The following is a 14,130-nucleotide window of genomic DNA, read 5'->3' as shown; positions in this document are numbered from 1 at the left end:
CGTTCGGCTCTGCAAGAGCGCTCCGGCAAAAAACGTCAATTTGCGACGGAAGATTGCCTAGGTAGCGGCGATGACGAAATAAAATTACGCCCAGATGTACTATTTTGTTTATTGATTGCGTAGTTCAATTTCCGTGATGTGTCGCGGGCGACAACCTTGATCCTGTGAAGCTTTGGCGTAATGTCCGCTGCGGACTTGCCAACCCCTTCCTTTCTCACGGTTTCCCCACATGTTCTTTGCTTCCGATAACTGGGCCGGCGCCCACAAATCCATTGCCGAACGTCTGCTGACGGAATCGACCGGCTTTGCCGCCGCCTATGGCGCCGGCGATCTCGACAGAAAGGTCGAAGCCCGTTTTTCCGAGATCTTCGAGCGTGAGGTTTCGATCTTCTTCGTCGCCACCGGCACGGCCGCCAACTCCCTGTCGCTGGCAAGCGTCCAGCGCCCCGGCGGCATCACCTTCTGCCATTCGGAGGCCCATGTGATCGAGGATGAATGCGGCGCGCCGGAATTTTTCTCCGGCTCCGCCCGCCTCGTTGCCGTTGACGGCGAAGCCGGCAAGATCGATCCGGCAAAGCTCTCGGCGAAGATCGCAAGCTTTCCCGAGGATGCCGTCCATCACGGCCGCGCCAGCGCGGTGACCATCACCCAGGCGACCGAGATCGGCACCGTCTATTCCCTGCCGGAGATCGGCGAGATCGCCGCCATATCAAGGAAGCGCAATCTGCCGCTCCACATGGATGGCGCCCGCTTCGCCAACGCCCTGGTCGCACTCGGCGCCACCCCGGCCGAAATGACCTGGAAGCGCGGCGTCGACATGCTATCCTTCGGCGGCACCAAGAACGGCTGCTGGTGTGCGGAAGCGATCATCTTCTTCGATCCCGATCGGGCCCGGGAAATGCCGTTCATCCGCAAGCGCGCCGCCCAGCTCTTCTCCAAGTCGCGTTTCATCGCCGCCCAGTTCGATGCCTATTTCGAAAACGGCCTCTGGCTCGATCTCGCCCGCCATTCGAACGGCATGGCCGACCGGCTTCGCGCCGGCATCGCCACCAGTAACTCCGCCCGCCTCGCCTGGCCGACCGCATCCAACGAAGTCTTTGCCGTCGTCAGCAAAAGTGCCGCAAAAATTGCGGAGGAAAAGGGTGCGAAATTTTACGGATGGCCAGTCCCGGCGGCAACGCCCGAACTTGTTTCCGAAACCGAAACCCTGATCCGTCTCGTCACCAGCTTCGCGACAACAGAAGCGGATGTCGATGGCTTCTTGAAATGCCTGGCCGCCTGATCGCCTGCCGGCCCGGCAGGCCCTTCGGTAACGGGCAAGGACTCACGCCGATCGCAGTCCCCTCACCTTTTGCAGAATATCCTCGGACAGTGCTGAAACCAGTGCCTGGTCCGCGCCCTTGCGCGGCACCAGCACGAATTCCACATCCTCCAGCACCGGAAGTCTTCCCGCGGCGATCTCCTTCAGACCGGACGGCGCCATGCTGCGCGGCTGCACCAGCACGCCCATCCCGGCTCGCGCCGCCGCCGTCAGCCCGCTCAGGCTGCCGCAGGTGCAAACGATCCGCCACGGCACCCCGTTTCGCCCGAGTGCTTCGAGCGCGATCACCCGTGTGACGCTCGGCGGCGGAAAGGCGATCAGCGGCAGAGGGCCGGAGGCGAGCACACGCTCGGGATCGCGCGCCAGCCAGACGAGCGGCTCGCGATAGACGAGTTTTCCGCGCGCATCGCCGAGCCGGCGCTTGGCGAGCACCAGATCGATCTCGCCATTGTCCTGCATCTCGTAAAGGACGCCGGAAAGCGCCACTGTCAGTTCGAGGTCGACCGAAGGGTGGGAACGAACGAAATCCTCGAGCACCGCCGGCAGCTGGCTGGTGACGAAATCCTCCGACACGCCGAGCCGCAGACTGCCGCGCAGGCTGTTGTTCTTAAACAGCGACTGTACCTGTCCCTCGATCGAAAGCATGGCGCGCGCATGCGACAGCAGCGCCTCGCCATCGCCGGTCAGCATCAATTTATGCGTGTCGCGTGCCAGCAGCCTGCGCCCGAGCACTGCCTCCAGCCGCTGGATGTGCTGACTGACCGTCGACTGCCCGAGGCCCAGCCTCTCCGCAGCAAGCGTGAAACTGCCCATCTGTTCGACGGCGACGAAACTGCGCAACTGCGAAAGGTCCAGCATGATCCAGCTTCTCGATAACTGTTATTCCTTGCATCCTGGATCATAATGGACGACAGAACAATGACTGTTTTATCATGCCGCGAGACCGCCATGCGCCGCTTTCTGCCCGATACATTCACCATCCTGCTCGTCTGCACCGTCATCCTTGCCTCGTTGCTGCCGGCAAGCGGCACCTTCGCGGACTGTTTCGGCATCGCCACCGATCTCGCTATCGCGCTGCTGTTTTTCCTGCATGGCGCCCGCCTGTCGCGCGACGTGGTCATATCAGGCCTACTGCACTGGCGCCTGCATATCGTCATCCTGCTGACGACCTTCGGCATCTTCCCGCTGCTCGGCATGGCGCTCGGACTGATCCCCGACACGATCCTGCCGCAGCCGCTTTATCTCGGCATCCTCTTCCTCTGCGTGCTGCCGTCGACGGTGCAGTCATCGATCGCCTTCACCTCGATGGCAGGCGGCAACGTGCCCGCCGCCATCTGCTCAGCCTCGGCATCCAACATCTTCGGCATGTTCCTGACGCCGCTGCTCGTCGGCCTGCTGTTTTCCGTCGGCGGCCATGGCGGCTTCTCCTTCGACGCATTAGAGCAGATCCTGCTGCAGCTGCTTGCCCCCTTCATCGTCGGCCAGGTTCTGCAGCCCTGGATTGGCGACTGGATTCGCGCCAAGAAGAAGATCCTGATGCCTGTCGACCGCGGCTCGATCCTGATGGTCGTCTATCTCGCCTTCAGCACGGCGGTCGTCGAGGGACTGTGGCACACCTTCTCGATCGCCGATATCGCCGTCGTCATCGTCGCCGACATGGTTCTGCTGGCGATTGTCCTGGTGCTGACGATGTTCGGCAGCCGCTGGCTGGGCTTCAACAAACCCGACCAGATCACCATCACCTTCTGCGGCTCCAAAAAGAGCCTCGCAAGCGGCGTGCCGATGGCAAACGTCATTTTCGCCGGCCAGTCGATCGGCGCGATCGTGCTACCGCTGATGCTCTTCCACCAGATCCAACTGATGGTCTGCGCCGTCATCGCCCAGAAATACGCCGCCGCCGCGGCCCGCCGTGCCACGGAAAAAGAGATGAAAGAAGCCGGCAGCCCGGCCTAAGCAACAATAAAAACGGCGCCCCGATGGGAGCGCCGTCCGTTTTATCCGATAAGGATCTGATTAGCCGTTGATGATCTGCGCTTCGATGGCCTTCGGAGCTTCGACCGGTTCTGCGGCAATCGCAATCTTGCGGGGCTTCATGGCCTCGGGAATATTGCGCAGAAGGTCAATGTGCAGCAGGCCGTTCTTCAGCGAAGCGGCGGTCACCTCGACATGATCGGCAAGCTGGAAGCGGCGCTCGAAGGCGCGCTTGGCAATGCCGCGGTAGAGGAATTCGCCGCTTTCGGCAGGTTCCTCGTTCTTTTCACCCTTCACGGACAGGACGTGAGCATGGGCTTCGATCGAAAGTTCGGTCTCGTCGAAACCGGCAACCGCCATGGTGATGCGATAGGTGTTTTCACCGGTGCGCTCGATATTATAGGGCGGATAGGTCTGCGCCTGCTCCGGCTGGGCAAGGCTGTCGAGCATGGTGAAGAGCCGGTCGAAACCGACGGTCGAACGATAAAGGGGAGAGAAGTCTACGTGACGCATGATGTCCTCCAGTGGAAGCGACGTGTTGCGATGAAATGCCCCTGAGACCCCATCTTTGGCGGCCTTGGGACGGTTGCGCAGGCCCTGTTCGGCACCCGCAGAAAGGAGATGGTGATGGGATTCGAGGAGTTCAAGACCTTTCCGGAATCGCCTTGATCGCCCCGTGAACCCCGCATGAACGACCGGTTCGGAGCGCGTTCAGGCGCATTCGCTTAGAGATTTAGGCGTCGGGTGAATCTGGTCCCGATGGCTGAAGTGCATCGTCCCTTCTTCTTCAGTCTCAACTTCGGCCGGCCGCGAGCACCCTCATGCTCCTGCCGGCCCTTTTCCCCACCGCTTTCCAAGCCGGATGCCATGCGCTATCCCTGATGCGAAGCAGTCAGCAGCGGCGCATTGGCAAAGTCATGGATCAGGTTCTCTATTCGACGCCCGATAATCCCGCCCCGGAAAACCGCACGGAGGGGTTCTTCGAAACCCATGACGGCCAGCAGCTGCGTTACGCCGTCTTCCGCTCGAGTGGCCAGATAGCCAAAGGTACCGTCGTCATCCTGCACGGCCGAAACGAATATATCGAGAAATATTTCGAGACGATCCGCGACCTCACGGCCAAGGGTCTCTGGGTCGCGACCTTCGACCTGCGCGGCCAGGGCCGTTCGTCACGGCTCATGAAGCGCCGCAACCACGGCCACATCCGCCGCTTTGCCGATTACGAGCGTGATCTCGATACCTTCCTGGAAAAGGTGGTGCTGCCGGATACCCGCCTGCCCTTCTATCTGCTTGCGCATTCCACCGGCGGCCTGATCGCACTCTCCGCCGCGCCCTATCTCACCACCCGTATCGATCGCATGGTGCTGTCGGCGCCCTTCATCGGCCTGACCGGCCAGTCGGCCTCGCCCCGCGTCATCCGCGCTCTCGCCGGCACGCTGACTGCCGTCGGCCTCGGCTTCCTGCCGCTGACCTCGAAACTGAAGGAGCCGAACTTCAGCGACAACCCGCTGACCTCGGACGAACACCGCTTCGAGCGCAATGTCGCAATGATGAAGGCCTATCCGGAATTGACGCTCGGGCCGCCGACGGCCCGCTGGCTGATCGAGGCTTTTCGCACGATGGACCGGGTCACCTCACCCTACCATCTCTTCTCGATCACCATCCCGACCATCGTCATCGCCCCGACGCGCGACGGCGTCGTGCCCTATACGGCGCAGGAGCGGCTTTCGCGTTATTTCCGCGCCGGTCAGCTGGTGCCGATCAACGGCGCCCGTCACGAGATCTTCCAGGAGCGCGATATCTATCGCGCCGCCGCCCTTGCCGCCTTCCACGCCTTCATTCCGGGCAGCGATGCTGAAGAAAACCAGGACGTCGCCGCCCTCGGCACCTGACCGGCTAGCGCTGCTGATCGGGGAATCGACGCTGCTGACCGGGATCAGCACAGCTGACCCTGGGATCAGCGCTGTAGGATGGCGATCGCCTGTTCGTAGACTGCCCGGCTGCCGGCAGCGATGATCGAGCCGCCGTTTTCCGGCCGTCCGCCGTCCCAGGTGGTGATGATGCCACCCGCCCCCTCGATGACGGGAATGATGCCGCCGACATCATAGGGCTTGAGGCTGTTTTCGACGACCAGATCGATATGGCCGGCGGCAAGCAGCGCATAGGCATAGCAGTCGCAGCCGTAGCGGAAGAGCCGCACCTGGCTCTCGATCTCGCGGTATTTCTCCATCTCCTCGCCGGCAAAGAGATGCGGCGAGGTGGTGAACAGGATGGCGTTCGAAAGCGCATCGCACTGGCGCGTCGCCAGCCGCCGCTCGCCCTCCGGGCCGGTATAGATCGAGCCGTTCTGGTCGGCGAAATAACGCTCGCCGGTAAAGGGTTGTTCGATCATGCCCATGATCGCCCGGCCCGCCTTCTGCAGGCCGATCAGCGTTCCCCATACCGGCACACCGGATATGAAGGCGCGCGTGCCGTCGATCGGATCGATCACCCAGACATATTCGCGGTCGAGCCCGACATTGCCATGTTCCTCGCCGAGAATGCCGTGGCCGGGGAAATTCTCCTCGATCAGCGCCCGGATGGCGAGTTCGGCCGCCCGGTCGCCCTCCGTCACCGGATCGAAACCGGAGGAAAGCTTGTTCGTGACATCGAGGCCGGAGCGGAAGCGCGGCAGCGTCTCGGCCCGAGCGGCTTCCGCCAGGCGATTGAAGAACGAACGGTCAGGAAACATGATGACACCGTTTGGCTGGCGGGAGTGGCGCTTTTCATAGCGAAAAGCAACGGGAATGCAAATGAAGCAGGCAATTTGGATTTAACTGCCCAAAGATATCGCAACGCAATATATTGCTTGACATTTGTGCAATGCAATAGTAGCTTCTTCATACAGTCTTCTGACTGTAAATACCCTCCTTGGGTGTTTCCTCCCTAGACTTAGCCGCGCTCACAAGCGCGGTTTTTTTTGGCCGGGAAGGCCAGACGTCAGCGACATCGAAAAAGAGAGCTATTCGGCGGCCAGCGCCCGCTCGCCGGCAAATTTCTCGACGTATTCCGCCATCTGCTGCATGAAGTCCGTGACGGCGTCGGCCACTTCGGCGAAATCCTCGCGTTTCTCCAGCGTCACTTCATCGACATAGATCGCCCGGTTCACTTCGATCTGCAGCGCGTGCAGGCCGCGCGAAGGCCGGCCGTAATGTTCGGTGATGAAGCCGCCGGCATAGGGTTTGTTGCGGATCGCCGCAAAGCCCATTTCCTCGAGGATGGCGATGGCAGCGCGCGACAGTTCGGCCGAAGCGCTGGTGCCGTAGCGATCACCAATGATGAAATCAGGTCGCGCCGTGCTGCCGGCGACGCGCACATTGCCGGGCATCGAGTGGCAGTCGATCAGCACGCCGAAGCCGAACTGCACATGCGTTCGCGCGATTAGACGGCGAAGCGCCGCATGATAGGGCTTGTAGACCGCTTCGACGCGGTCGAGCCCCTCCTGCACCGGCAGGCGCCGCGCATAGATCTCCATATTCTCGGCGACGATGCGCGGAATGGTGCCGAGCCCGCCGGCGACCCTGAGCGAATTGACATTGGCATAGGGCGGCAGCAACCCGTCGAACATCCGCGGATCGAGCTCGTAGGGCTCGCGATTGACGTCGAGATAGGCGCGCGGGAAGTTGGCCGCCAGCAGCGGCGCGCCGAGTGCGACGGCCGAGCCGAAGAGCTCGTCGACATAGTGATCCTCGGAACGGCGGATGGCGATGCCCTCCAGCCTCGACTGGGCAATAAATTCCGGTGGATAAATGCGGCCGCTATGGGGGGAGTTGTAGACGAAGGGAATGGTCTGCGACACGGGCTCATGAACCTCAAAAAGCTCGTATTCGCGTATTTCCGGCACTTTCGGCCCTCTTTACCATGTCATGAACTGACTGCTTGGCCCATGTTGCCAGTTGCCCGGCCGCAAGTCCATACTATGTAGACGGGATGGCGGTCACGCACAGGCAATTCACCGGTTGTTTACCGGGTAAAGACTAGTGTAAACGGCTGGCAGCCCACCAAAAACCTATGGATCGCGGTCTGGATTGATGACTCAGAAGATACTTCTCGCCGAAGACGACAACGACATGCGCCGCTTCCTGGTGAAAGCGCTCGAAAAGGCCGGCTACAAGGTCCTTTCCTATGACAATGGCGCCAGCGCCTATGACCGGCTGCGCGAGGAGCCGTTTTCCCTGCTGCTGACCGATATCGTCATGCCCGAGATGGACGGCATCGAGCTGGCGCGCCGCGCCACCGAGCTCGACCCCGACCTGAAGGTGATGTTCATCACCGGTTTTGCCGCCGTGGCGCTGAACCCCGATTCGAAGGCGCCGAAGGATGCCAAGGTCCTTTCCAAGCCTTTCCACCTGCGCGACCTCGTCGACGAGGTCAACAAGATGCTTGCCGCATAAGGCTTGCCGGCCGGCGCGTCACAAAACTGAAAAAAGCCTATTGACGGCTCCAAAGGTTTTGTGATCTATGCGCCGCCATCGGATGGGCGTGTAGCTCAGCGGGAGAGCACTACGTTGACATCGTAGGGGTCACAGGTTCAATCCCTGTCACGCCCACCATCCGATCTCCCTGACATTGTTGACAAATCCCCGCCTTGGGGAATCTCTCACGCCAGCGCCTGGCGCACACTCTCGACCCGGCCCTTTGCGCAGCGGGGGTTTGTCCATGATCGGATCAACCATGATCCGGGGCTGGGATTTCGATGACTGTGGGATGCCCCGCGCGCAGGCCTGGTTGGGGCTGGCCTCTTCGGTTTCGGCTATATGCAGTTTCATGTCGTGGAGCCTATCAGCATCAAGATTTGGCTGATCCCGGTCACGATATTCGCAGCCGGGGCAGCGATCCTCTGGGACGACTTCAAAAATCCCTAGCGAGGTGATTGCCGTCTCCGTTTGAGCGTGTCGCCATCGGTCAGATCCGTTGCCCTGCTCCGATCGATCGGCATGCCCGGGCAACTTGGTTGCCTGTCCTACTTCCGACTCGCGCAGCAGATGGCAGTTATGGCATGCCCGCATATGAGGACACGCTCATTCGAGCATCAATTGCATACCGCTACCGAACGCTCAGCCCCTCGTTGCTCGCCGCGGATTTGTGACGGACAGATGACGGGTTTATGACAACATACGTGTGATTTCAGCAACATAGCCGCGCCAGCCTGCTGTCACGATCGACAATTTCGTTGCGGCGCAACATCCCTTATGTAACTTCCGCGGCGAGGCAGGCACCGTGTCAAAACGGTGCCGCTTCGGTCACACGGGTTGAAGACACGTAGGGACCTGCCGAGGGCAGACGGTCTTCATCCTCTTGCATCTGAACTGGAGGTTATTCCATGAACATCAAGAGCCTTCTTCTCGGCTCCGCTGCTGCACTTGCAGTAGTATCCGGCGCTCAGGCTGCCGACGCTATCGTTGCTGCCGAGCCGGAACCGGTTGAATACGTTCGCGTCTGCGACGCTTACGGCACCGGCTACTTCTACATCCCGGGCACCGAAACCTGCCTCAAGATCAACGGTTACATCCGTTTCCAGGTTGACGTTGCTCCGAACGCCAGCTCTATCAACGCTGCGGGCGGCGGTTCTGTTGCCAACGACTCGGACTGGGACGCGCGTACGCGCGGTCAGGTTCAGTTCACGGCCAAGAGCGACACCGAATACGGCCCGCTCACCGGCGTGATCGTCATCCAGGCTAACGCCGACAACGCTACGAACCAGCAGACCAAGCTCGACTCCGCTTACATCGACATCGCCGGCTTCCGCGCTGGTCTGTTCTACTCCTGGTGGGACGATGGTCTCTCCGGTGAAACGGACGATATCGGTTCTCCGGTCACGCTGCATAACTCCATCCGTTATCAGTACGAAACCGACGCTTTCTACGCTGGCATCAGCGTTGACGAGCTGGAAGACAGCCCGTTCTACAATGGTGAAACCGCCAACAACGTCGGCGTTGCCGTCGGTCTCGGCGGCAAGGCTGGTGCATTCAGCTACCAGATCACTGCCGGTTACGACACCGACAACGAAGAAGGCGCCGTCCGCGCTATGGGTACGGTTGCGGTCGGTCCGGGCACGCTCGGTCTCGCAGTTGTCTACGCCAGCAACCCGAACGCCTACTACAACAAGTCTGAATGGGCTGTTGCAGCCGAATACGCCATCAAGGCGACTGACAAGCTGAAGATCACCCCGGCTGTTCAGTACTACAACAACTACGGCATCACTGCTGGCGAGTTCAACGACGACAATGATGCTTGGAAGGTCGGCCTGACGGTTGATTACCAGATCGTCGACAACCTCTCCACCAAGATTTCGGTTCAGTACCTTGATCCGGACAATGCTAGCGACGTTACCTCGGGCTTCTTCCGCCTGCAGCGCGCGTTCTGATAAAAGGCTGCCGGCTAGAACAGGATGACGTCCGAAAACCGTTCACACTTTTCGGCATCGTGCTCTAAGCCGGCAGCTACAAATTCCTGATCTGACTGACCTCCGATCGGGAAAGAATGGGCCTGGACTTCCCTGCCTGGGCCCATTCCCCTTTACCAGACCTGCGCCCAGGACGGCACGCTCGATGAGTGCCTGCCACTGTCGTGTCACATCGGTTCATTGCCGATGCCCGGCAGCCTATGTCGTTGCTGAACCTTGTAACCGGCAAGCTCAACCAACTTTTCATTCATCCGCCGCCGATCGCCGAGCTAGCCCGGCGGCTGACAAAATTTTTGCGCCTCGGCAATAACGGCGCCAAATTCGGACACAGAACCATGCCATGGCGAACGACGGTGAGGTAGTGATTCGCTTCACCAGGACATGGGGCCACGACATGGGGCCATGACATGGGGTTTGAGATCGAAATGAAGTTATCCGCGTTTGCCGCTGCCGCCCATTTTTCCGCCGTCCTCGCCTTGCCGGCCTCTGCCGCGCCGGCCGCGCCCGCCGAGACCTTTCCTGGTGCTCCCGGCGTCATTACGCTTTCCGGCAAATGCGCCAAGCTGGTCGTCGCCAAATTCGACGCCACCAAGGGCTGCAAGAACGAGCTTGCCAGCGTCACGCTGGCCAATGGTGTGGTGACCTTCATCTTCACCTCGGATGGCAAGGCGCTGGGCTTTCAGGGCGACGGCAGCGGCATCAAGCCTGCCTCCAATGGCAATGCCCGCCTGCCGCTCAGCCTCGTCACCACGGGTGTCGGCAACAAGATGACCGGAGAGGTCAAGGTCGCCGGCTTCTGCACCTTCGGCAATCCCTATGCCGGCAAGCCGATCGCGATCGAATGCACCGCCGAAAGCAAGGACTCCTCCTTCACCGGCAGCTTCCGCACCGGCGGCAAGCTGGTGAAGAAGGGTAAGTAGCCGTCCTCAGGCGCACCAGGCATTGCCGGCAGCCCCTGGCTTACGTGCCAGGCCCTCATTGATCAGCTGCGCGCCGAAAGAGCGCCCATTGCGCGCGACGACGCGCGGCGCGCCAGAGGGGTCGGCTTTACCCGCCGCATTCATGGTGAAGGGTCCGGCGTTCAGAAGCGCCAGCAGCCGCGACTTGGCGGCAAAGGCCACCCGGCGCTCGCCGTCACAGCGCGCCTGATCGACCACCGGGCTGGCCATGTCGGCAATCACGATCTTCTCGCCTTTGTACCAGAAGACGCCGCCGTCGCCGACGCAATTGATATGGGCTCCCTGCCCGCAATAGCCGAAGGCGACTGTCCCGGTTTCCGAAATGGCAGCGGGGGCCGGCGACGGTACCGCCTTTATCGGCTGGATCATCGGCGTCGGGATCGTGGCTGGCGGCAGCGGCTTCGGCACTGCGACTTTCGGCGTGGGAGCGGCAAGCGCCACCTGCTTCGGCGGCGCGTCCTTCCTGACAACAGCCCTCGGCTCCGCCGTGTCCCGTGTGATCGGCGGCGATTGCCTTGCAAGCATCGGCGGGATGCTCTTCCAATGGTCGTGGGCGACGATGCCGCCGATCGCGGCAATGCCGATCACCGCCCAGGGCAGCAATCCGCCACCGCTGCTGCGCGCTTTGCTCTTTCCTCTCGCCGGCGCCTTGCGGCGGCCGCGTGTCGCTGTCTTGGCCATCTGTCCGATTCCCGTGAGACCGGGATTATCGCTGCCCAATCCTTTCCGAAAGGTTGGCGCGGCGACAGGATGATGCTTGGTTCGCCGAACTTTCCTTCGAATGTGATGAACGCGCCGGTGCGCGCCGGAGAGGCGGAAGGGACCGCCGAAACGCACGCGGGGAAAAAGCTGAACAAATTCCGCCTTCAGACGTTAGCCAGCGAAAAATTCCATCTTTCTGGGGGAAAAATCCATGGATCTTATTATCGCCGACATAATACCGGCGTCGCGTATCCACTATCCCGTCATCTTCGCCCGCCTCTTCGGCGCCATCGTCTTCGGCGGGCTGATCGGCTTCGAGCGTGAGGCACGCGACCGCCCGGCGGGCTTCCGCACCCATATTCTAATCAGTCTTGCCGCTGCCCTCTTCGCCATCATCTCGATCGAGGCGGTGCATATGCCGGGTTTTACCGATGACGAGCAGGTGCGCATCGATCCGCTGCGCGTGATCGAAGCCGTGACCGCCGGCGTCGCCTTTCTTGCCGCCGGCATGATCGTCTTTGCAAGAGGTCGGGTACACGGGCTGACGACGGGCGCCGGCATGTGGCTCTCTGGCGCCATCGGCCTCGCCATGGGCTTCGGCTATTGGCCGATCGCTTTCTTCACGACGCTCGTGGCCATCTGCGTACTCTTCGCCTTCGGTAAACTCGAACAACGGTTCGGCTTTAATTCCGGACAGCGTGTCGATCGCGATGAAGACAAATAGAAAAACAGAGCGCCCGACGTCATGGCGGGGCGCCCGTATTGTCAGCGTAACTGTCTATTGGTCATTCCGAGCGTGCGGCCGAAGGATTGCCTTTTCCAACCGATGCCGTGCCGCCGACGGAGGAGAGCGGCTTCTGGCGTTTGCCGATGTCGATACGCTCGTCCGCCGCTTCGCGTACGGCCTGCCATTCATTTTCGTGCCGGATGAAGATCTCGCGGGGCACAAAGTTGATCGTCATATGTTTCTCACCCTGTTTCAAATCTACCGTCAGCGCCCAAGGGCTTCCGGAATACCCGTTATTTCTTGGTCTCTGCATTGCCCTTGATGTCGGGGCCACCCTTGGAAAGATCGGCGCCGGTAACATGGGCCGGCACGTGAATGTCGTGGTAGACACCGGGCGTCAGCGTCAGGTCGACATGATGCGGCGGCAGCACCTGCGCCCTCTGCATGCGGTTTGGCTTCGCCCGCTTCATGCGGTCGGACGCCTCCGTGCGTTTATCAGGAAGATGGGTCGAAGTGTGCATCATCGGCCTCCTTTTTAAGCTCAACCAAGGCCTAACGGGCGGGCGCCAGGATGGTTCCCAAAAAAACACCCAATCCCGGCGTGGCGGCCGGCCTTGACTGGCCAGCGAAGTTCATTACCTAGAGCCTATCCCGCAGCCTTCCAGACATCGGCTGACGGGGAACTTTGGTGCCGGGCCCCTCTGGCGAGAGTTTTTACGGCGCTCTCGTGATGTCGGTACCGCCTGCAGCTTAGCCGGCGGATTTTTCATCGATGAACAAGCTCACCATGCCTGACCCGCGTGCCCGTTGTGTCGTGCCGCGTTTTTCCAATATATCAACCCTCTTCAACACGATTTGCGGCCGCGAGGTGCGGCCATGAATCAACCCGTAACCCCATCCTCGCTCAGCTATTTCCGCTGGGCTTTCATCGTCACTGCCCTCGGCCTCGTTCTCGGCGCCGTGCTCGGCTGGCAGACGACCGGCACGATCGGCGGCATGGCGACCGTCTTCTTCATCTGCACGGTGCTTGCGGTGCTGGAGATCTCGCTCTCCTTTGATAATGCCATCGTCAACGCCAACAAGCTGAAGGAGATGACGCCGGTCTGGCAGCAGCGCTTCCTCACCTGGGGCATCATCATCGCCGTCTTCGGCATGCGCATCGTCTTCCCGCTGGCAATCGTCGCGATCGCGGCACAGATCGGCCCCTGGGATGCTCTGGTGCTCGCCGCACGCGAGCCGGCCGAATATGCCCGCATCATGAACGACGCGCATCTGCCGATCGCAGCCTTCGGCGGCACCTTCCTGATGATGGTCGGCCTCAACTACTTCTTTGACTACAAGAAGGAAATCCACTGGCTTCCGGGCCTGGAAAGGGTGATGGCCCGTTCGGCCGCCATCAAGGGTATCGAAATCGCCGTCGTGCTGGCGCTGATGCTGGTTTTCTCCTGGCTGATCGGCGGTGAGGAAGCCACCATCTTCGTCAATTGCGCCATCTATGGCCTGCTCACCTTCCTCGCGGTCGAGGTGGTCGGCGGGCTGCTCGATGCCTCGCAAAAGACGATGAGTGCTGCCGCCAAGGGCGGTCTTGGCGCCTTCATCTATCTGGAGGTGCTGGATGCGAGCTTTTCCTTCGACGGCGTCATCGGCGCCTTCGCGCTGACGCAGAACCTCTTCGTCATTGCGATCGGCCTCGGCATCGGCGCCATGTATGTGCGCTCGATGACGATCATGCTGGTGGAGAAGGGAACGCTTGCCGAATACCGCTATCTCGAGCATGGCGCCTTCTACGCCATCCTGATCCTCTCGGTGATCATGTATGCCCAGACCCTGGTGCATATCCCCGAGGTCATCACCGGGCTCGGCGGCGCGGCCTTGATCGGCCTGTCCCTCTGGTCGTCCATCCGCCACAACAAACGCGAAAGGGTGGAGGATCACGGCGCCCAACGGGAAGAGCTTCGCGCCTGACGATGCAAGAAGCCGCAGTGCGCGGCGCCCTTGCGGCTAA

At 61.1% G+C, this 14,130-nt stretch carries 15 protein-coding genes and 1 tRNA gene; 9 read left to right on the top strand and 7 right to left on the bottom strand.

What is annotated here, in order from left to right:
* Positions 1-229 precede the first annotated feature (229 nt).
* Positions 230-1,282 carry a low specificity L-threonine aldolase gene (locus OIU37_RS30070; RefSeq protein ID WP_240604486.1) on the top strand — a complete coding sequence of 351 codons (1,053 nt, stop codon included), beginning with the start codon at positions 230-232 and terminating at the stop codon, positions 1,280-1,282.
* A gap of 42 nt (positions 1,283-1,324) precedes the next feature.
* Here OIU37_RS30070 and OIU37_RS30065 read toward each other — a convergent pair whose 3' ends face one another.
* Complete coding sequence (locus tag OIU37_RS30065) at positions 1,325-2,179, bottom strand: LysR substrate-binding domain-containing protein (RefSeq protein ID WP_264259601.1); 855 nt, start codon at positions 2,177-2,179, stop codon at positions 1,325-1,327.
* Positions 2,180-2,224: 45 nt separating this feature from the next.
* Between OIU37_RS30065 and OIU37_RS30060 the strand changes: the two genes are divergently transcribed.
* Positions 2,225-3,274: a bile acid:sodium symporter family protein gene (locus tag OIU37_RS30060; RefSeq protein ID WP_264259599.1), complete on the top strand. Its 1,050-nt coding sequence runs from the start codon at positions 2,225-2,227 to the stop codon at positions 3,272-3,274.
* A gap of 60 nt (positions 3,275-3,334) precedes the next feature.
* On the opposite strand, the gene OIU37_RS30055 is transcribed toward OIU37_RS30060, so the two are convergent.
* Positions 3,335-3,805 carry an Hsp20 family protein gene (locus OIU37_RS30055; protein WP_003542878.1) on the bottom strand — a complete coding sequence of 157 codons (471 nt, stop codon included), beginning with the start codon at positions 3,803-3,805 and terminating at the stop codon, positions 3,335-3,337.
* Between the two features lie 404 nt (positions 3,806-4,209).
* On the opposite strand from OIU37_RS30055, the gene OIU37_RS30050 reads away from it, so the two are divergent.
* Positions 4,210-5,184: an alpha/beta fold hydrolase gene (locus OIU37_RS30050; protein ID WP_024322335.1), complete on the top strand. Its 975-nt coding sequence runs from the start codon at positions 4,210-4,212 to the stop codon at positions 5,182-5,184.
* A 65-nt stretch (positions 5,185-5,249) separates the two neighbouring features.
* On the opposite strand, the gene hisN is transcribed toward OIU37_RS30050, so the two are convergent.
* Positions 5,250-6,023 carry a histidinol-phosphatase gene (gene hisN, locus OIU37_RS30045; RefSeq protein WP_171605521.1) on the bottom strand — a complete coding sequence of 258 codons (774 nt, stop codon included), beginning with the start codon at positions 6,021-6,023 and terminating at the stop codon, positions 5,250-5,252.
* A gap of 270 nt (positions 6,024-6,293) precedes the next feature.
* On the bottom strand, positions 6,294-7,175 hold the full coding sequence (locus OIU37_RS30040; RefSeq protein ID WP_171605520.1) for an N-formylglutamate amidohydrolase: 882 nt from the start codon (positions 7,173-7,175) through the stop codon (positions 6,294-6,296).
* A 187-nt stretch (positions 7,176-7,362) separates the two neighbouring features.
* Here OIU37_RS30040 and cpdR1 point away from each other — a divergent pair, with 187 nt between their 5' ends.
* From cpdR1 to OIU37_RS30020, 4 genes are all read left to right on the top strand, one after another.
* Entirely contained in the window at positions 7,363-7,725 is a 363-nt protein-coding gene (cpdR1, locus tag OIU37_RS30035; protein WP_003542883.1) for a response regulator CpdR1, read from the top strand.
* 84 nt (positions 7,726-7,809) lie between these two features.
* Positions 7,810-7,884, top strand: a tRNA-Val gene (locus OIU37_RS30030).
* Positions 7,885-8,654: 770 nt separating this feature from the next.
* On the top strand, positions 8,655-9,698 hold the full coding sequence (locus OIU37_RS30025) for a porin (protein WP_180696284.1): 1,044 nt from the start codon (positions 8,655-8,657) through the stop codon (positions 9,696-9,698).
* 464 nt (positions 9,699-10,162) lie between these two features.
* Entirely contained in the window at positions 10,163-10,657 is a 495-nt protein-coding gene (locus OIU37_RS30020) for a hypothetical protein (protein ID WP_264259564.1), read from the top strand.
* A 6-nt stretch (positions 10,658-10,663) separates the two neighbouring features.
* Here the strand turns inward: OIU37_RS30020 and OIU37_RS30015 are convergent, their stop codons facing one another.
* The gene (locus OIU37_RS30015) at positions 10,664-11,377 is read right to left on the bottom strand and encodes a hypothetical protein (protein ID WP_264259562.1); all 714 of its coding nucleotides are present in this window, start codon (positions 11,375-11,377) and stop codon (positions 10,664-10,666) included.
* Between the two features lie 232 nt (positions 11,378-11,609).
* Here OIU37_RS30015 and OIU37_RS30010 point away from each other — a divergent pair, with 232 nt between their 5' ends.
* Positions 11,610-12,122, top strand: a complete 513-nt coding sequence (locus tag OIU37_RS30010; RefSeq protein WP_180696281.1) for an MgtC/SapB family protein — start codon at positions 11,610-11,612, stop codon at positions 12,120-12,122.
* 61 nt (positions 12,123-12,183) lie between these two features.
* On the opposite strand, the gene OIU37_RS30005 is transcribed toward OIU37_RS30010, so the two are convergent.
* Positions 12,184-12,360: a hypothetical protein gene (locus tag OIU37_RS30005; protein WP_180696280.1), complete on the bottom strand. Its 177-nt coding sequence runs from the start codon at positions 12,358-12,360 to the stop codon at positions 12,184-12,186.
* A gap of 58 nt (positions 12,361-12,418) precedes the next feature.
* On the bottom strand, positions 12,419-12,649 hold the full coding sequence (locus tag OIU37_RS30000; protein WP_171605517.1) for a hypothetical protein: 231 nt from the start codon (positions 12,647-12,649) through the stop codon (positions 12,419-12,421).
* A gap of 352 nt (positions 12,650-13,001) precedes the next feature.
* On the opposite strand from OIU37_RS30000, the gene OIU37_RS29995 reads away from it, so the two are divergent.
* Complete coding sequence (locus tag OIU37_RS29995; protein WP_171605516.1) at positions 13,002-14,090, top strand: DUF475 domain-containing protein; 1,089 nt, start codon at positions 13,002-13,004, stop codon at positions 14,088-14,090.
* Positions 14,091-14,130: the final 40 nt, after the last annotated feature.

Origin of the sequence: Rhizobium sp. BT-226, assembly GCF_025847085.2 — a bacterium.
Lineage (GTDB): Bacteria > Pseudomonadota > Alphaproteobacteria > Rhizobiales > Rhizobiaceae > Rhizobium > Rhizobium sophorae.
The sequence above is the reverse complement of the archived record's forward strand: the minus strand, read 5'-3'. Positions and strand labels throughout refer to the sequence as shown.